The sequence below is a fragment of the Blastococcus sp. TF02A-26 genome (assembly GCF_003319125.1).
Lineage (GTDB): Bacteria > Actinomycetota > Actinomycetes > Mycobacteriales > Geodermatophilaceae > Trujillonella.
In genome coordinates, this window is the sequence record NZ_QOHG01000020.1 from 70,403 (window position 1) to 88,191 (window position 17,789).

The 17,789-nt window shown below is 75.0% G+C and carries 12 protein-coding genes and 1 pseudogene; 3 read left to right on the forward strand and 10 right to left on the reverse strand.

The window, feature by feature from the left end; translation table 11 throughout:
• Window positions 1-84: 84 nt before the first annotated feature.
• The 3 genes from DQ240_RS19355 to serA all read right to left on the reverse strand — a co-directional run bounded on the left by DQ240_RS19355 (window position 85) and on the right by serA (window position 3,522).
• The gene (locus DQ240_RS19355) at window positions 85-792 is read right to left on the reverse strand and encodes a hypothetical protein (protein WP_113841345.1); all 708 of its coding nucleotides are present in this window, start codon (window positions 790-792) and stop codon (window positions 85-87) included.
• A gap of 64 nt (window positions 793-856) precedes the next feature.
• Window positions 857-1,879 (reverse strand): 3-isopropylmalate dehydrogenase, encoded by a 1,023-nt coding sequence (locus DQ240_RS19360; protein ID WP_113841346.1) that lies wholly within the window; start codon window positions 1,877-1,879, stop codon window positions 857-859.
• Between the two features lie 38 nt (window positions 1,880-1,917).
• The gene (gene serA, locus DQ240_RS19365; protein ID WP_233498830.1) at window positions 1,918-3,522 is read right to left on the reverse strand and encodes a phosphoglycerate dehydrogenase; all 1,605 of its coding nucleotides are present in this window, start codon (window positions 3,520-3,522) and stop codon (window positions 1,918-1,920) included.
• A gap of 152 nt (window positions 3,523-3,674) precedes the next feature.
• Between serA and DQ240_RS19370 the strand changes: the two genes are divergently transcribed.
• The gene (locus tag DQ240_RS19370) at window positions 3,675-4,349 is read left to right on the forward strand and encodes a hypothetical protein (protein WP_113841347.1); all 675 of its coding nucleotides are present in this window, start codon (window positions 3,675-3,677) and stop codon (window positions 4,347-4,349) included.
• A 48-nt stretch (window positions 4,350-4,397) separates the two neighbouring features.
• On the opposite strand, the gene ilvC is transcribed toward DQ240_RS19370, so the two are convergent.
• From ilvC to ilvD, 6 genes are all read right to left on the reverse strand, one after another.
• Window positions 4,398-5,426, reverse strand: coding sequence for a ketol-acid reductoisomerase (gene ilvC, locus DQ240_RS19375; RefSeq protein ID WP_113841348.1), 1,029 nt, complete (start codon window positions 5,424-5,426; stop codon window positions 4,398-4,400).
• Between the two features lie 42 nt (window positions 5,427-5,468).
• On the reverse strand, window positions 5,469-5,996 hold the full coding sequence (ilvN, locus tag DQ240_RS19380; protein ID WP_113841349.1) for an acetolactate synthase small subunit: 528 nt from the start codon (window positions 5,994-5,996) through the stop codon (window positions 5,469-5,471).
• Between the two features lie 13 nt (window positions 5,997-6,009).
• Window positions 6,010-7,881, reverse strand: coding sequence for an acetolactate synthase large subunit (locus DQ240_RS19385; protein ID WP_113841350.1), 1,872 nt, complete (start codon window positions 7,879-7,881; stop codon window positions 6,010-6,012).
• A gap of 206 nt (window positions 7,882-8,087) precedes the next feature.
• The gene (locus tag DQ240_RS19390) at window positions 8,088-10,820 is read right to left on the reverse strand and encodes a bifunctional diguanylate cyclase/phosphodiesterase (RefSeq protein ID WP_113841351.1); all 2,733 of its coding nucleotides are present in this window, start codon (window positions 10,818-10,820) and stop codon (window positions 8,088-8,090) included.
• Window positions 10,817-13,462 carry a bifunctional diguanylate cyclase/phosphodiesterase gene (locus DQ240_RS19395; protein WP_113841352.1) on the reverse strand — a complete coding sequence of 882 codons (2,646 nt, stop codon included), beginning with the start codon at window positions 13,460-13,462 and terminating at the stop codon, window positions 10,817-10,819. Before DQ240_RS19395 ends, DQ240_RS19390 begins: the two co-directional genes overlap by 4 nt.
• 132 nt (window positions 13,463-13,594) lie before the next feature.
• Complete coding sequence (gene ilvD / locus DQ240_RS19400) at window positions 13,595-15,301, reverse strand: dihydroxy-acid dehydratase (RefSeq protein ID WP_113841353.1); 1,707 nt, start codon at window positions 15,299-15,301, stop codon at window positions 13,595-13,597.
• 89 nt (window positions 15,302-15,390) lie between these two features.
• Here ilvD and DQ240_RS19405 point away from each other — a divergent pair, with 89 nt between their 5' ends.
• A complete protein-coding gene (locus DQ240_RS19405) occupies window positions 15,391-16,212 on the forward strand; it encodes a helix-turn-helix transcriptional regulator (RefSeq protein ID WP_113841354.1) in 822 nt (273 codons plus the stop codon).
• A 23-nt stretch (window positions 16,213-16,235) separates the two neighbouring features.
• Window positions 16,236-16,616: a PH domain-containing protein gene (locus DQ240_RS19410; protein WP_233498831.1), complete on the forward strand. Its 381-nt coding sequence runs from the start codon at window positions 16,236-16,238 to the stop codon at window positions 16,614-16,616.
• A gap of 128 nt (window positions 16,617-16,744) precedes the next feature.
• Here DQ240_RS19410 and DQ240_RS23430 read toward each other — a convergent pair.
• A pseudogene (locus DQ240_RS23430) lies at window positions 16,745-17,789 on the reverse strand (hypothetical protein); the annotation flags it as partial.

The window sequence follows — 17,789 nt, forward strand, 5'->3', positions numbered from 1 at the left end:
GGGAGGTCTGCGCGCAGTCGGGGTGGACGGACTGCGCGCTAGGCGATGCTGATCGGGCCGGTGGGGTACATCACCCCTAGTAGATCACAGCGCCGGGGCTCCTCCGCCCGCCTCGGGGAACAGGCAGACGGCCAGCTCCGCGCCCGTGGCGTCGTCGGCGACCAGGCCGCCGAGCTCCGCCGGGCGGTCGAGGGCGACGACGCTGCCGGCCGGCAGCACCCGGTCGCCGTCCCGGAGCGCCCCGGCGATCACCACCGCGTAGCCCCGGCCGGTCGCCGGCAGGCCGTCCGCCTCGGCGGCCGCGCCCGCGGGGAGGCGCATGGCGAGGGCCCGCGCACCGCGCCGGGTGCGCGCCAGCTCGCGGGCCCGGGTGCCCGGCTCGGCCGTCGGGTCCAGGGCGCAGGTGAAGTGCTCTCCTCCCCCGCCGGCCGCCCGCCGCTTCTCGCGCTCCTGCGGCATCGGGTTGATGCCGGTCGTGGGCTCCAGCCGCAGGGTCACGTACTCCAGGCCGACCGCGGGGTCGGTCCGGATCGGTCCGTAGGAGGTGTACGCGTCGGCGTAGTGGAGGACGCCGCGGCCCACCGCCTCCCGCCCCAGCGTGCCCGCGCCGCCGACGACGACCTGGAACTGGTCGACCTCGTGGAAGTGGGCGCCGAGCTCCGCGGTCCCCTGCCGCACCAGGTACGCCTGCGGCCCGGCCGCGGTGTCGCCGTGGTCGCCCAGGTAGTCGGCGAGCGCGTACCCGTGGCCGCGGTCGACCGTCCGGGTCTCGGCGGGGGTCACGGTCCGCACGGCGTCCTCCTCGGGTCCGGTGTGCTGCCTACCACACCGGACCCGGGGTCCCGGGCGCTGCGGCTCAGCCGGAGGCGAGCGCCGCGAGGCGGTCGCCGACCTCCTGGGTGCGGATGGCGGCCTGCGGGTCGCGGGTGGACACCTCGAAGGCGACCGCGGCGTTGACCTTCTTGGCCTGGTCGACCCGGCCGAGGTGCTCGAGCAGCATGCCCACCGACAGGACGGTCGCGGTCGGGTCGGCGATGCCCTGACCGGCGATGTCGGGGGCCGAGCCGTGCACCGGCTCGAACATGCTCGGGTTGGTGCCCGACGCGTCGAGGTTGCCGCTGGCGGCCAGCCCGATGCCCCCGGTCACGGCGGCGGCCAGGTCGGTGATGATGTCGCCGAAGAGGTTGTCGGTGACGATGACGTCGAAGCGGCCGGGGTCGCTGACGAAGAACATCGTCGCGGCGTCGACGTGCTGGTAGGCGACGGTGACCTCGGGGAACTCCGCCGAGACCTCCTCGACGGTGCGCGACCACAGCGACCCGGCGTGGGTCAGCACGTTGGTCTTGTGCACCAGCGTGAGGTGCCTGCGGGGACGGGCCACCGCGCGCTCGAAGGCGTAGCGGACCACGCGCTCGACACCGAAGGCGGTGTTGACGCTGACCTCGGTGGCGATCTCCTGCGGGGTGTCGCGGCGCAGCACGCCGCCGTTGCCGACGTAGGGGCCCTCGGTGCCCTCGCGGACGCAGAGCATGTCGATGGCGCCGGGCGCGGCCAGCGGGCTACGGACCCCGTCGAACAGCCGCGCCGGGCGCAGGTTGACGTGGTGGTCGAGCTCGAACCGCAGGCGCAGCAGCAGCCCGCGCTCGAGGATGCCCGGCGGCACGCCCGGGTCACCGATGGCGCCGAGCAGGATCGCGTCGTGCTGGCGCAGCTCGTCGAGCACCGTCTCGGGCAGCAGTTCGCCCGTGCGCTGCCACCGGGCCGCCCCCAGGTCGTAGGGGGTGGTCTCGAGGTCGGGCGCGACCTCGCCGAGGACCTTCAGTCCCTCGGCCACGACCTCCGGGCCGATTCCGTCTCCCGCGATCACTGCCAGGCGCATGGGGCCCGACCCTAGCCGGGCCCCGGATGCGGCTTGCGTCACAGGTCGGCGGCGCGCGCCTCGCGGGCTCCGATGCGACCGGCGATGTCGCTGAGCAGGTCGGCCGGCACCGGGCTGTCGACGGTGACGACCATCAGCGCCTCGCCACCGCGGTTGGTCCGGCTGACCTGGGCCCCGGCGATGTTGATGCCCGCCTCACCCAGCGCCGCGCCCACGGTGCCCACGACGCCCGGACGGTCGGTGTAGACGAAGAACAGCAGGTGCCCGGAGAGGTCCAGGTCGATGTCGAAGCCGTCGATCTCGGTCAGCTTCGGCACCTGGTTCTTGCCGAACAGGGTGCCGGAGACGGCGACCTCGCGGCCGTCGGCCATCGCGCCGCACACCCGGACGAGGTTGCGGTAGTCGGGGCTCTCCACGTCGCTGGTGAGCGCCACCTCGAGGCCGCGCGCCTCGGCGAGCAGCGGCGCGTTGACGTAGGTGACCTGGTCCTCGACGACGTCGGCGAAGACGCCCTTGAGGACGGCGAGCTGGAGCACCGAGACGTCGAACTCGGCGAGCTTGCCGCGCACGTCGACGGTGATCGACTGCGCGAGGCCACCGGCGACGGCGGTGAACACGGTGCCGAGCTTCTCCGCCAGCGGGAGGCCCGGGCGCACGTCCTGGGCGACGACGCCGCCGGCCTGCACGTTCACCGCGTCCGGCACGAACTCGCCCTGCAGCGCCAGCCGCACCGAGTGGGCCACGGCGGTGCCGGCCTTGTCCTGCGCCTCGGTGGTGGAGGCGCCCAGGTGCGGGGTGACGACGGTGTTGGGCAGCCCGAACAGCGGGCTGTCGGTGCAGGGCTCCTTGGCGTACACGTCGAGGCCGGCCGCACCGACCTGCCCCGAGCGCAGCGCGTCGGCGAGCGCCGCCTCGTCCACCAGCCCACCGCGGGCGGCGTTGACGATGATGACGCCCTTCTTGGTGGTGGCCAGCTGCTCGGCGCCGATCAGACCGAGGGTCTCCGGCGTCTTCGGCAGGTGGATGGTGATGAAGTCCGACTCGCGGAGCAGCTCCTCCAGCGAGACCAGCCGGACCCCGAGCTGGGCGGCGCGGCCGGGCTGGATGTAGGGGTCGTAGGCGATCAGCGTGGTGCCGAAGGCGGCCAGCCGCTGGGCGACGAGGACGCCGATCCGGCCGAGGCCGACGACGCCGACGGTCTTGTCGGTGACCTCGACGCCCATGAACTTCGAGCGCTTCCACGCCCCCTCGCGCAGCGAGGCGTCGGCGGCGGGGATCTGCCGGGCGGCCGCCAGCAGCAGCGCCACGGCGTGCTCGGCGGCGCTGACGATGTTCGACGTCGGCGCGTTGACGACCATGACGCCGCGCTCGGTGGCGGCGGAGACGTCGACGTTGTCCAGGCCGATGCCGGCGCGGGCGACCACCTTGAGGTTCGGCGCGGCGGCGAGGGCCTCGGCGTCGATCTGCGTGGCGCTCCGGATCATCACGGCCGCGGCGTCGGCCAGGGCCGGCAGCAGCGCGGCGCGGTCGGCGCCGTCGACGTGGCGGATCTCGACGTCGCCGCCGAGGACCTCCAGGACGCTCGGGGCGAGCTCTTCGGCGATCAGGACGACGGGCGCGGCGCCGGGCAGCGAGGCAGTCACGGGGGCACAGCCTAGGAGCGTCGCCTGGGTGCGCCCGCGCCGCCCCCGCCGGGCCCGCTCCGTCCGGCGGCCCGGCGTCCTTGCCGCGGCCCGCCCCGCCCGACATCCTGGCGCTCGTCCGCCGACCCCACCGGCGCCCGAGAGAGGTCCCCATGAGCAGCTACGGCAGCGAGCCGTCCTCCCCCGCCGACCCGTACGGACCGCCGGCGTACGGCGGGCCACAGGCGTACGGCCAGGGCCACGGGCAGCCGGCCCAGGCGTACGGCCAGCCGCCGCAGGCGTACGGCCAGGGCCACGGACAGCCGTACGGGCAGACGTACGGCCAGGGGTACGGCGGCTACGGCGGCTACGGCGGCCCGCCCGTACGTCCCGGCGGCGTCGTGACGGCCGCCGTCCTCGGCTTCGTCTGGGGCGCCCTGGGCGTCCTGGTCACGATCCTGCTGTTCGTCGGCGGCGTGTTCCTCGGCAGCAACAGCGACGACGCGGAGGACGTCCTGCCGGGCCTCGGGGACGCGCTCGGCACCGCCGCCGGCATCTTCGTCTTCTTCGCGCTGCTGGCCCTGGCCTGGACGGTGGTGATGATCTGGGGCTCGGCGTGGGCGGTGTCCGGCCGCAGCCGGGTGATGCTGCTCGTGGGCGGGTCCATCGCCATCGGAGCCACCCTGCTGCTGACCATCGGCGGGATCGGCTCCGTCGAGGACGAGGGACCCGGCGGGCTGCTGATGGGTCTGGTGGGCCTCGTCGGCTCGATCCTCATCGTGGTGCTGCTGTCGACCGCCCGGTCCTCGGCCTGGTTCGCCGCCGAGCGCGCCCGCCGTCCCCGCTGAGCACGAGGGCCCCCGCTGCCGGCCGGCAGCGGGGGCCCGTCGTGTGTCTCAGTTGCGCGCGGCGGTGCCGGTGTAGTCGTCGGACGCCGACACCCAGCTCATCAGGCCGCGCAGCTTGCGCCCGGTCTCCTCGATCGGGTGCGCCTCGGCGGCGGCGCGCTTGGCCTTGAAGTCCGGCGCACCGGCGTCCTGGTCGGCGATGAAGGCGGCGGCCCAGGAGCCGTCCTTGATCGCGGCCAGGACCTCGCCCATCGACTGCTTCACGCGGGCGTCGATGACCTTGGGGCCGGAGGTGTAGTCGCCGTACTCGGCGGTGTCGGACACCGACCAGCGCTGCTTGGCGATGCCGCCCTCGTACATGAGGTCGACGATCAGCTTCAGCTCGTGCAGGCACTCGAAGTAGGCGACCTCGGGCTGGTAGCCGGCCTCGGTGAGGGTCTCGAACCCGGCGGTGATCAGCGCGCTGGCGCCACCGCAGAGCACGGCCTGCTCGCCGAACAGGTCGGTCTCGGTCTCCTCGGCGAACGTCGTCTTGATGACGCCCGCGCGGGTGCCGCCGATGCCCTTGGCGTAGGACAGCGCGAGCTGCAGCGCGTTGCCGCTGGCGTCCTGCTCGACGGCGACCAGGCAGGGCACGCCCTTGCCGTTCTCGAACTCGCGGCGCACCAGGTGGCCGGGTCCCTTGGGGGCGACCATGGCGACGTCGACACCCGCCGGGGGCTTGATGTAGCCGAAGCGGATGTTGAAGCCGTGGCCGAAGAACAGCGCGTCGCCGTCCTGCAGGTTGGGCTCGACGGACTCGGTGTACAGGTGCCGCTGCACGTGGTCCGGCGCCAGGATCATGATCAGGTCGGCCTCGGCGGCCGCCTCGCCCGGCGTGAGCACCCGCAGGCCCTCGGCCTCGGCCTTGGCCCGGCTCTTGCTGCCCTCGGGCAGGCCGACGCGGACGTCGACGCCCGAGTCGCGCAGCGACAGCGCGTGGGCGTGCCCCTGGCTGCCGTACCCGAGGACGGCGACGGTGCGCCCCTGGATGATCGACAGGTCGGCGTCGTCGTCGTAGAAGATCTCGGCGGCCATGCGGTTGCGGTTCCCTTCGGTTGCGGTTCTCGGTGCGGTGGACTAGGCGGAGCGGTCGACCGGGCGCAAGGTACCGGCGCCGGACATCGACCGCGGACCCCGGCCCAGGGCGACGGTGCCGGACTGCGCCATCTCCTTGATGCCGAGGGGCGCGAGGACGGCCAGCAGCGCCTGCAGCTTGTCGGGCGTGCCGGTGGCCTCGAGGGTCACGGTGTCGGTGTTGACGTCGATCACCCGCGCCCGGAACAGGTCGGCGGTCTGCAGCACCTGGGTCCGGTCGGCCATGGGTGCGCGGACCTTGACCAGCAGCAGCTCGCGCTGGACGGCGGCGTCGCCCTCGAGCTCGACGATCTTGATGACCTCGATGAGCTTGTTGAGCTGCTTGGTGATCTGCTCCAGCGGCGCGGACTCGGCGTCGACGACGATCGTCATCCGGGACAGGTCCGGGTTCTCGGTCGGGCCGACGGCGAGGGACTCGATGTTGAAGCCGCGCCGGCTGAACAGCGCCGAGACGCGGGCCAGCACGCCGGACTTGTTCTCGACGAGGACCGACAGGGTGTGGCGGGTCATTGCTGTCGTCTCCTCAGACCTGGTCGTCGCCGAAGACCGGGCGCAGGTCGCGCGCGGCCAGGATGTCGTCGTTGCTGGCGCCGGCGGCCACCATCGGCCACACCTGCGCGTCCGCGCCGACGACGAAGTCGATGACGACGGGGGCGTCGGTGATCGCCATGGCCTTCTCGATGACGGCGTCGACGTCGTCCTTGGACTCGCAGCGCAGCCCCACGCAGCCCAGCGCCTCGGCGAGGGCGACGAAGTCCGGGATGCGCACCGGCTTCGGCCGGCCCTCGGCGTCCACCGCGTGCAGCTTGGTGTTGGAGTACCGGCCCTCGTAGAAGAGGGTCTGCCACTGGCGGACCATGCCGAGGTTGCCGTTGTTGATGACGGCGACCTTGACCGGGATCCCCTCGATGGCGCAGGTGGCCAGCTCCTGGTTGGTCATCTGGAAGCAGCCGTCGCCGTCGATGGCCCAGACGGTGGTGTCCGGGCAGCCGTACTTGGCGCCCATCGCCGCGGGGACGGCGTAGCCCATCGTCCCGAGGCCGCCGCTGTTGAGCCACGTGCCGGGCTTCTCGTACTTGATGAACTGCGCGGCCCACATCTGGTGCTGGCCCACGCCGGAGGTGTAGATCGCGTCCGGTCCGGCGATCGCGCCCAGCCGCTCGATGACGTACTGCGGGGACAGCGAGCCGTCCTCGGGCTCGTCGTAGCCCAGCGGGTAGCGGGTCCGCCAGTCGTCCAGCTGCGCCCACCACGCCTCGAGGTCGGGCGTGCGGCCGGCCTCGTGCTCGGCGCGGACGGCGGTCACCAGCTCGGCGATCGTCTCCTTGGCGTCGCCCACGATCGGCACGTCGGCCTTGCGGTTCTTGCCGATCTCGGCCGGGTCGATGTCGGCGTGCACGACCAGGGCGTCGGGGGCGAACGACGCGAGGTTGCCGGTCACCCGGTCGTCGAACCGCGCGCCGAGGGCGACGAGGACGTCGGCCTTCTGCAGCGCCGTCACCGCGGCGACCGTGCCGTGCATGCCCGGCATGCCGAGGTGCTGGGGGTCGCTGTCGGGGTAGGCGCCGCGGGCCATCAGGGTGGTGACCACGGGGGCGCCGGTGAGGTGGGCGAGCTCCAGGAGCTCCTCGGTGGCGCCGGCCTTGATCACGCCGCCGCCGACGTAGAGGACCGGCCGGCGGGCGCCGGCGATGAGCGTCGCGGCCTCGCGCACCTGCTTGCCGTGCGGCCGCGTCGTCGGCTTGTAGCCGGGCAGGTCCAGCCGCGGCGGCCAGGAGAAGTCGGTCGTGGCCTGCAGGACGTCCTTGGGGACGTCGACGAGGACCGGGCCGGGGCGGCCGGTGCTGGCCAGGTGGAACGCCTCGGCGATCCGCTGCGGGATCTCCGCGGCGTCGGTGACCAGGAAGTTGTGCTTGGTGACCGGCATCGTGATGCCGCGGATGTCCGCCTCCTGGAAGGCGTCGGTGCCGATGGCGCCGCTGGGCACCTGGCCGGTGATGGCCACGACCGGCACGGAGTCCATGTAGGCGTCGGCCAGCGGCGTCACCAGGTTGGTCGCGCCGGGGCCGGAGGTGGCCATGCAGACCCCGACCCGGCCGGTGGCCTGCGCGTACCCGGTGGCGGCGTGCCCGGCGCCCTGCTCGTGCCGGACCAGCACGTGGCGGACCTTCGAGTCGAACAGCGGGTCGTACAGCGGCAGGATCGCGCCGCCCGGGATGCCGAACACGACGTCGACGCCGACCGCCTCGAGGGACCGGACCAGGCTCTGGGCCCCGGTGATCCCCTGCGCGGGGGCGTGCGCGGCCTCGGCGACCGAGCGGGCGCCGGTCTCCACGCCGGCCAGCGCGGCGGCGGCTTCGCGGGTCGGGTGCTCGCTCGGGGTGGTGGTGCTCATGTCGGCGTTCTCCTGGCGGGGCCTGACGGCGGTCTGCGGGCGGGACGGGGAGGTGGCCGGGCGTACCGGCTCCGGGCGCAAAAAAACCCCTCGTGCCGCGGGCACGGAGGGGTCAGCGCGTCGGTCGACGACCGACGCGCTAGGCGACTACGAGCTGGAGGCAGGCGGAGGGCACGGATCCACTGTGCGCCCCCGCGCCTCCTTCGTCAACCGACGCGTCCCACGAGGTGGACGTCAGCCGCCGTGGCGTGGGACACGTCGCCGCCCGGCGAACCCAGGACGCCGGGGTCGAAGCCGTCGACCAGGGCGACCAGCACGTCCGCGGGCACGGGCCGGCCGACCAGCCAGCCCTGGAGGAAGCCGCACCCGAGCGCGCGGAGGGCGGCCACCTGCGCCGTGGTCTCCACGCCCTCCGCGACCACGTCCATCCCGAGGGTGCGGCCGAGGTCCACGACGGTGGCGACCAGCGCCGCCGTGCGGGGGTCGGTGTCGATGCCGGTCACGAAGCCGCGGTCCATCTTGAGGATGTCGACCGGGAGGCCGGCGAGCTGGGTGAGGGACGAGGCGCCGCGGCCGAAGTCGTCCAGGGCGATGACGCAGCCGAGGTCGGAGAGGCGGCCGAGGGTGGTGCGCAGCAGCTCGGCGTCGTCGGTGAAGACCGACTCGGTCAGCTCGATCATCAGCCGGTCGGCCGGCAGGCCCGAGCGCTCCAGCGCCTCGGCGACGTCCTCGACCAGGCATCGCGCCTGCACGTGCAGGGCCGAGACGTTGACCGCCACGCGCAGGTCGCGGCCGTCGGCGACCAGCCGGGCGTGCTGCGCGGTCGCGGTGCGGATGACCCACCGCTGCAGCGGGACGATGAGGCCCTCCTGCTCGGCGACGGCGATGAACTCCTCCGGCGAGACCGGCCCCAACTCGGGGTGGTCCCAGCGGACGAGCGCCTCGAGGCCGAGCACGCGACCCTGCTCCACGCCGGCGACCGGCTGGTAGGCGACCCACAGCTCCTCCCGCTCGAGGGCCAGGGGCAGGTCGCGGGACAGCCGGCTGCGCCGGCCGGTCTCCTCGACGATGGCCTGACCGGAGGCGCGCACGCCGTTCTTGCCGTGCGCCTTGGCGGTGCGCAGGGCCAGGTCGGCCTGGCGCATGGTCGCCGAGGCGTCCCCGTGCCGGCCGATCTCGGCCACGCCGATGCTGGTGGAGACGTGCAGCGGCGGTCCCGAGGCCTCTCCGGAGTCCGGTCCGGCCGGCGCGGTCGGGAACCGGTGGGTGCGGTCCAGCAGCGCGACGAGGCGCTCGGCCAGGGCGATCGCCTCGTCCGGCCCCGAGTCGACGACGATGGCGAACTCGTCGCCCCCCAGGCGGGCGACCAGGTCGCGGTCCCGGGCCGCGCCGGACAGGTGGCCGGCGACCTCGCGCAGCAGCCGGTCCCCCGCGTCGTGCCCCGCCACGTCGTTGACGGCCTTGAAGCCGTCGAGGTCCAGCAGCAGCAGGCACGACCGCCGGCCGGCGTCGGCACGCGCGATCGCCGTGTCGAGGGCGGCCATGAGCCGGGCGCGATTGGGCAGGCCGGTGAGGAAGTCGGTGTAGGCCATCCGCTCGAGCTCGCGCTGGGTGGCGCTGCGCTCGGTGACGTCGCGCAGGTGCAGCACGAGACCGAGCGACCCCTCGCCGTCGGGCGCGGCGCCGAGGATCTCGATGTCGTGCCAGGCGCCGGCCCGGCTGCCCAGGCGCACCGTGACCGGCAGCTCGACGGGCGCCCCGGCGCGGACGGCCGCCACGACCTGGGCCAGCGTCGCGCGGTGCTGGACGTGCAGCAGTGCCACGAGCGGGCGCCCCGTCAGCTCGACGTCGTCCCAGCCGAGCTGCTCGGCCACCGGTCCGGACGCCCAGGAGACCCGGTCGCCCTCGTCCAGCACCACGGTGACGGCGTCGCCGCTGTGGACGAGCGCGCGGAAGCGTCGCTCGGCGCGCTGCAGCCGCCGGGTGAGCCGGTGGGCGTCCAGGGCCCACAGCAGCGTGCGCACGGACATGAGGCCCACGACGAGGAGCCCGCCGGCGGCCTGGGCCGTGGTCAGGGACAGCCCGAGGGCGGAGCCACCGGTCAGGACGGCGAGCAGGAGGGCCGCCGCGGCCAGCGCCGCCAGTCCGCCCCGCAGTGGCAACGTCCGGTGCGCCGGCGGTACCGCGGGCTCGCCCGGGTCGGTGGCGGCGCCGCGGGCGGCGGCGGCCAGGGTGGCGAGCCAGGCCAGGTCGGCGAGCAGGAGCGGGAGGGCGGAGTCGGCGTCGCGTCCCACCGCACCGCTGACGGCGACGACCGCCATGCCCAGGAACGTGACGAGCAGCCAGGTCGCCGCCGACCGCCGCTCCTCGGCGACGGCGGTCACGGGGACGAGCCCGACGCCGCACAGGGCGACGGCGACCAGCGGGTAGGCGGTGGCGAGCAGTTCCTCGGTGGCGGCGCCTCCGGTGGGCAGGAGGTCGCCGAGGACGATGTGCCCGAGCACCGCGACGGAGGCGGTGACGATGAGCCCGTCGAGGAGTGCGCGGGAGCCGATCCGGCGGCCGGCGCGCGTCGGCATCAGCCACACCGCCCCCGCGATCGCGACCGGGGCCGCCGCCAGCATCGCCAGGTCCTCGAGGCCGCCGGTGGTGCGGTCGGCCATGACGCCCCGGACCCCGGCGATGAGCTGGCCGGTCGCCAGCAGGAGGCCGGCCAGGGCCAGGGCACGCCACGGCCGCCCGGAGCGGCCGGGGAGGTCGGCGGTGAGCGAGGCGACCAGCACGACCGCGGCGAGCGATCCGACGGCCAGGCAGGCGGGCACCACCCAGCCCTCGAGCGCGGAGCCCGCGAGCTCGGCTCCGACGCAGACGGCGCCGAGCAGGACGAGCAGGACGCCGAAGGCGACGACGGACCGCGGGTGCGGGCGGGACCGGGTCACCGCGAGCCGACCAGGCCCGGCCAGAGGGCGCCGGCGCCGGTCTCCAGCAGCTCGGTGAGCTCGGACAGCCGCAGCGGCCGGGAGAGCAGGAACCCCTGGGCGTAGCCGCACCCGAGGCCGCGCAGCACCCCCAGCTGGGCCGGGGTCTCGACGCCCTCGGCGACGACGTCCAGGCCGAGGGACCGGCCGATCGCGATGACCGACTCGCACAGCGCGCGGCTGCGCGGGTGCCGGTCGACCCGTGCCACGAAGTCGCGGTCCAGCTTGAGCACGTCGATGGGCAGGGCGTTGAGGTGGGTGAGCGACGACTGGCCGATGCCGAAGTCGTCCAGGGCGACGTGCACGCCCATGAGTCGCAGCGCCTCGACGTCGACGGCGATGTCGTCGGTGTCGGCCATCAGGGTCGCCTCGGTGATCTCGAGGATGAGCCGCTCGGGCGGGAGCCCGGTGGCCTGCAGCACCGCGGCGACGTCGCCGACGAGGGTGCGGGCGGCCACGTGCGAGGCGGAGATGTTGACGCCCAGCCGGAGGGGGGCGTGGACCACCGGCAGGGTCACCGCGGCGCGCGCGGCCTCCTCCAGCGCCCAGCGCTGGAGCTCGCCGATGACCCCGGCGCGCTCGGCGATCGGCACGAACTCGGTCGGCGGGACCTCGCCCAGCTCCGGGTGCCGCCAGCGCAGCAGCGCCTCCACCCCGACGATCCGCTGTTCCTCGAGGGAGACCACGGGCTGGAAGACGACGCCGATCTCGCCGCGGGAGCGGGCGCCCGGCAGGTCCTCCCGCAGGCGCGCCCGCCGCTCGGCGGCCGAGCCCAGCGCCGGCTCGAACCGGCGCGCGGTGCCGCGACCGCTGCGGCGCGCGGCGCGGACGGCGATCTCGGCACGGGTCCACACCTCGCCGAGCGCCAGACCGGCCTCCAGCGGGACCAGGCCGATGTCGGCGGTGAGGTCGTAGACGCCCGCGGCGGTCGTGATCGGCTGCTCGACCGCCGACAGGCAGCGGTCGGCGAGCAGGTCGCCGGCGCGGGGGGCGCCCAGGGCGAGGACGGCGAACGCGTCGCCGCCCAGCCGCGCCACCGGCTCGTCGCCGCGGACGGTGACCCGCAGCCGGCGGGCGAGCTCGGCCAGGACCTGGGAGGCGAGGTCGCGGCCGGCGTCCTCGCGGACCTCGGTCAGCCCGTCCACCTCGATCAGCAGCAGGGTCGCGGGCTGCACGCCCTCGCTCCCGGCGACGACGAGGCGCTGCTCGATCAGCCGGTCGCAGCCGGTGCGGTTGGGCAGGCCGGTGAGGGGGTCGGTGAAGGCGACGTCCTCGAGCTCCTGCTCCCGCTCGTGGCGCGCGGTGATGTCGCGGCAGTGCAGGACGATCCCGCGGACCTCGGCGTCGGACCGCAGGTCGGCGACGCCCGCCTCGACCTGCCGCCAGGTGCCGTCGACGTGCGCCAGCCGGAGCTCGAGCAGCTCCGGGGCCGGCTCCCCCGGCTCGGTGGGGTGCAGGGCGCGGGCCACCCGCAGGGCGTCACCGGGGTGGGTCACGGTGAGCAGGTCGCGGCCGGTGAGGGCGGTGCCGGCGCCCAGCAGCCGCTCGACGCTGGGAGAGGCCCAGGTGACGCGCAGGTCGCCGTCGAGGATGACCACGGCGTCGCCGCCGGAGGCGACGAGCGAGCGGAACCACGCCTCGCTGCGCAGGATGCGGGTGCTGCGCCGGGCCTCGTCCAGCGCCGTCACCCAGCGGTGCACGGCGGCGAGGGCGACGCAGCAGGCCGCCCCGGCCACCGTGACGGTGGAGGGCACCAGGCCGAGCAGGTAGGTCACGCACACCGCGAGGACGGCGACGAGCATCGCCAGGTGCGGGAGCACGGACCCGAGCCGGACCGATCGGCCGGTGCGCGGAGCGGGACGGGAGCCGTCCCGGCCCGGGCCGGGGTCCATGGTGGCGGCCAGCGCGAGCGACCCGAGCCCGGCGACGACCAGGAGGCGGCTCGCTCCCAGGGCGCCGTCGAGGTGGTGCAGCGCGGCCGAGGTGCCGAGGCCGCGGCCGGCGGTGAGCAGCACGGCCGCGCCGAGCAGGACCAGCGCCATCGGCTGCCGGTGGCTCTCCACGGCGGCGAGCAGGACGAGCGCCGCCACGAGCAGCGCCGAGGTCGTCAGGACGGCGGCGACCAGCACCAGCCGGCCCGTCGCCGGGGTGGCCGCCCAGGTGGCCTGGGGTCCGAAGACGAGCAGCTGCATGCCGGTGACGCAGGCGGCACCGAACAGCGTGGTCTCGACGACGGCCCGGGCACCCGAGCGCAGCCGCTCCCGGGGGACCAGCGTCAGCAGCGAGGCGACGGCGAGGGCGTAGCCGGGCACGGTGGGGGCCCAGCGCAGCAGGACGGCGTCGAGCCGGTCGGCCGGCTGGAGCACCAGGTACGCGCCGAAGCCGACGACCGGGCACAGTGTCGCCGCCGCCAGGAGGCGCCAGCCCCGCGCGCCCCGCTGGTGGTGCCACGCGGCGCGGGCGATCCAGGCGGCGGCACCGACGCCGGCCACCGCCACGGCGCCGTCACCGAGCCGTCCGAGGCCGGGCACGACAGCGGCGACGGCACAGGCCGCGAGCACCGCGCAGGTGCCCGCGAGCAGGGCCCACCTCTGCCTGTCCACATCGCAGACCTCGGCACCGGCGCACGCGTGCTCCAGCCCTGGAGGAGCCGTCTCACCCCTATGGGTCTGTCCGGCCCTCTCGCAGGGGCCCGCCGCGAGCCTGCGGGCGGTGGGGGGCGAGGGGGTCCTTCGTCAGCCGCAGATGGCGCCGTTCGCCGCGGAGCCGACGAGCTTGGCGTACTTGCCGAGCACGCCGGTGGTGTACCGCGCCGGCAGCGGCTCCCAGCCCTCCTTGCGGCGGGCCAGCTCGTCGTCGTCCACCAGCAGGTCCAGCGTGCGGGTGGTGAGGTCGAGCCGGATCCGGTCGCCGTCGCGCACGAAGGCGATCGGGCCGCCGTCGGCGGCCTCGGGGGCGACGTGGCCGACGCACAGCCCGGTGGTGCCGCCGGAGAACCGGCCGTCGGTGAGCAGCAGGACGTCCTTGCCCAGGCCCGCGCCCTTGATGGCGCCGGTGACGGCGAGCATCTCCCGCATGCCCGGGCCCCCGCGGGGGCCCTCGTAGCGGATGACGACGACGTCGTTCGGCTTGAGCGTGCCGTCGGTGACGGCGTCCATCGCGCCCTGCTCGCCGTCGAAGACGCGGGCGGTGCCCTCGAAGACCTCGGCGTCGAAACCGGCGGACTTCACGACCGCGCCCTCGGGCGACAGCGAGCCGCGCAGGATGGTCAGGCCACCGGTCTTGTGGATCGGGTTGTCCATGGCGTGGACGATCGTGCCGTCGAGGTCCGGCGGGGCGATGTCGGCGAGGTTCTCGGCCATCGTCCTGCCGGTCACGGTGAGGGCGTCGCCGTGCAGCAGGCCGGCGTCCAGCAGCGCCCGCAGGACGACGGGCACGCCGCCCACGCGGTCGATGTCGGTCATCACGAACCGGCCGAAGGGCTTCACGTCGGCCAGGTGCGGCGTCCGGTCGCCGATCCGGTTGAAGTCGTCGAGCGTGAGGTCGACCTGCGCCTCGTGGGCGATCGCCAGCAGGTGCAGGACGGCGTTGGTCGAGCCGCCCAGGGCCATGACGACGGTGATCGCGTTCTCGAAGGCCTGCTTGGTCATGATCTGGCGGGCGGTGATGCCCTTGCGCAGCAGGTTGACCACGGCCTCGCCCGACGCGACGGCGAAGGCGTCGCGGCGGCTGTCCGGGGCCGGCGGGGCGGCGCTGCCCGGCAGGGCCATGCCGAGCGCCTCGGCCACGCTGGCCATCGTGTTGGCGGTGTACATGCCGCCGCAGGAGCCCATGCCGGGGCAGGCGGCCTTCTCGACGGCGGCCAGCTCGTCCTCGCTGATGAGCCCGCGGGCGCAGGCGCCGACGGCCTCGAAGACGTCGATGATCGTGAGGTCGTCGCGGTCGCCCAGCTTCCCCGGCAGCGTGGAGCCGGAGTAGAGGAAGACGCTGGCCAGGTCCAGCCGGGCGGCGGCCATGAGCATGCCCGGGAGCGACTTGTCGCAGCCGGCGAGCAGCACCGAGCCGTCGAGCCGCTCGGCGAACATGACGGTCTCGACCGAGTCCGCGATGACCTCGCGGCTGACCAGCGAGGCGCGCATGCCCTCGTGGCCCATGGAGATGCCGTCGGAGACCGAGATCGTGCCGAACTCCAGCGGGAAGCCGCCGGCGGCGTGCACGCCCTCCTTCGCCCGCTTCGCCAGCCGGTCCAGCGAGAGGTTGCAGGGGGTGATCTCGTTCCAGGACGAGGCCACGCCGATCTGCGGCTTCTCCCAGTCGTCGTCGCCCATGCCGACCGCGCGCAGCATGGCCCGGGCCGGGGCCTTGGTGATGCCGTCGGTCACCTCGCGGCTGCGGGGCTTGACGTCTGCGGTGGCTGCGCGGGGTTCTTCGACCGTGGTCACGGCCTGAGGGTAGGCGTGCGCGCGGCCCGCGCCGAGTCAGCAGTGATACTGGTACTGATACCACCACCGAACGCCCTCGGGAGGACCGCGTGACGAGCCCCGCCCGGCGCGAGCTCGGGGAGTTCCTGCGCTCGCGCCGGCAGCAGGTCGACCCGCGCACCGCGGGCCTGCCGCTGGTCGGTCCGCGCCGCACCCCGGGCCTGCGGCGCGAGGAGGTCGCGATGCTCTCCGGCGTCAGCCACACCTGGTACACGTGGCTGGAGCAGGGACGCGACATCCGGCCCTCGCGCCAGGTGGTCGACGCGCTGGCGCGGACGCTGCGGCTGTCGGCCGCCGAGCACGAGTACGTGCTGCGCCTGACCGGGCACGGCACCCCGCCGCCGTCCGCGGTCCCCGACGGGCTGCCGGCACACCTGCAGCGCCTGCTCGACGCGCTGGACCCCTCCCCCGCGTACGCGATCACCGCGAGCTGGTCGATCGTCGGCTGGAACCGCGCCTACGCGGGCTTCTACCCGGGCGTGGCCGCCGCGGCGCCCGGCGACCGCAACCTGCTCTGGCTGGTGTTCACCGACCCGGCGGTCCGCGCGCTGCTCGGGGACTGGGAGAGCGACAGCCGGCGCTTCCTCACCCAGTTCCGCGCCGAGGCCGGCGACCGGCTCGGCGATCCCGAGGTGCTCGCCCTGGTCGCCCGGCTGGAGGCCGCCAGCGAGCACTTCCGCACCGGCTGGGCCAGCCGCGACGTCGACCGGTTCAGCTCCGCCGAACGGCGCTTCGAGCACCCGTCGGTGGGCAGCCTCCTGCTGGAGCACCACCAGCTCACCCCTGCCGACGCACCCGGCGTGCAGCTGGTCGTCTACACCGCTGCCCCCGGCAGCGAGAGCGAGCAGCGACTGACCCGGCTCCCCGGCTGACGGGTCTGGGATCATCGGCAGACGTGGCCGCCCCTGCCCGCATGCGCATGAGCCGTACCGCGCTGCTGCCCGTGCTCGTGCTGTTCGTCTGCGCCGTCCCGCTCGCCGCCGCGGCGTGGTGGGGCGTGTTCGTCCTGCTGATCCCCGTGCTCGCCGCCGCTTGGGTGCTGCGCGTCGGCGTGGACGTCGGCGAGGACGCCCTGACCGTCCGCTCGGTGGTCCGCGCGCGCCGCGTGCGCTGGACGGAGCTGGCCGGCATCCGCGTCGGCGACCGCGGGGCGCTGTTCCTGGTCACGACCGCCGGCACCGAGCTGCGCCTACCGGTGCTGCGCGCCCGCGACCTGCCCTGGCTGGCCTCGCTGTCCGGGGGCCACATCGACGTCCCGGCGCCACCCCGCTCCTGACCGCGCCGCCCCGAGCCGCGACCGACGGCCCCGAGCCCGACCGACCTGCGCCGCCCTGACCGACCCACCCACTCCCTCGCGCCGCTCCGACGACCGGGAGTGCTCGCGGCCCCACCGCGGCTCACCGGTCAGAAGGGCGCCGGCTGCTCCCCGGGTTCGGCGGGTCGGCCGCAGACGCGGCGGCGGAGTCGCTCGCGGCGCTGCGTGGGGGTGAGCCGGGGTCGGGCGAAGCCATCGGTGTCCGACCCAGCGCCGTCACCGGTGGTGGCGGGTTGGCTGCCGTCGTCGGTGCCGAAGCGGGGCGGGACGGTGGTGATCGTGACGCCGCCGGGCAGGGTCCAGACCAGGCCGCCGTCGGAGGACCCGCCCAGCTTCCAGCCCGGTGCCTGGTGGGACAGCCGGTGGTGGTGCTCGCACAGGCCTTCGAGGTTGTGGTGCGCGGTCGGGCCCAGCGGGTGGGGGACGCGGTGGTCCAGGTCGCCGCGGCGCGCGCGGGCACGGCAGCCGGGGAAGCGGCAGCGGCGGTCGCGGAGCCGGACGAACCGGTCGAGCGGGGCGGAGGGTCGGTAGCCGTCGGTCTCCGGTGGTGGTCCGAGGCCGGTGCCGTCGCGGGCGGCGGCGCGGAGCTCGATGCTGTCGGTGAGGGCGAGCAGGCAGCCGCTCAGCTGCTCGACGAGAGCGATCCGTGGCCGTTCGGCGAGCGCGGTGTCGGTGAGCCGGCGCAGGTCCAGCAGCGCCGCCAGCGACCCGACCTCCGCGGAGGCGTCGTGCTGCGCAGCATCGCCCTCGCCATCGCGCGGGTGCGCCTCGACCCGGTCCGCCTCGGTCGAGTCGGCCTCGGCGTCGGTGACGTCGGCATCCGAGAGGTCGGCGTCGGTGGCATCGGCGTCGGAGGGGGCGGCGTCAGAGGGGGCGGCGTCAGAGGGGGCGGCGTCAGAGGGGGCGGCGTCAGAGGGGGCGGCGTCAGAGGGGGCGGCGTCGGAGGGGTCGACCGACTCCGTCGCGTCGACCGGGGTGGTCGGCCGGGGCAGCAGACCGAGGCTGCGGGCCAGTTCGCGGACCAGTGCGGCGGGGACGGTCTCGCCGTCGAGCTCGGCCGGCTCATCAGCGTCGGCGCCGGTGCCGGTGAGCGTGTCGACCGAGGCGATCAGGGTGAGCAGCACCCGCACCGGG

Bases quoted from the DNA above. Each gene is read 5' to 3' on its own strand.
- DQ240_RS19360 (WP_113841346.1), bottom strand. From the start codon at position 1,879: ATGCGCCTGGCAGTGATCGCGGGAGACGGAATCGGCCCGGAGGTCGTG.
- DQ240_RS19370 (WP_113841347.1), top strand. From the start codon at position 3,675: ATGAGCAGCTACGGCAGCGAGCCGTCCTCCCCCGCCGACCCGTACGGA.
- ilvC (WP_113841348.1), bottom strand. From the start codon at position 5,426: ATGGCCGCCGAGATCTTCTACGACGACGACGCCGACCTGTCGATCATC.
- ilvN (WP_113841349.1), bottom strand. From the start codon at position 5,996: ATGACCCGCCACACCCTGTCGGTCCTCGTCGAGAACAAGTCCGGCGTG.
- DQ240_RS19385 (WP_113841350.1), bottom strand. From the start codon at position 7,881: ATGAGCACCACCACCCCGAGCGAGCACCCGACCCGCGAAGCCGCCGCC.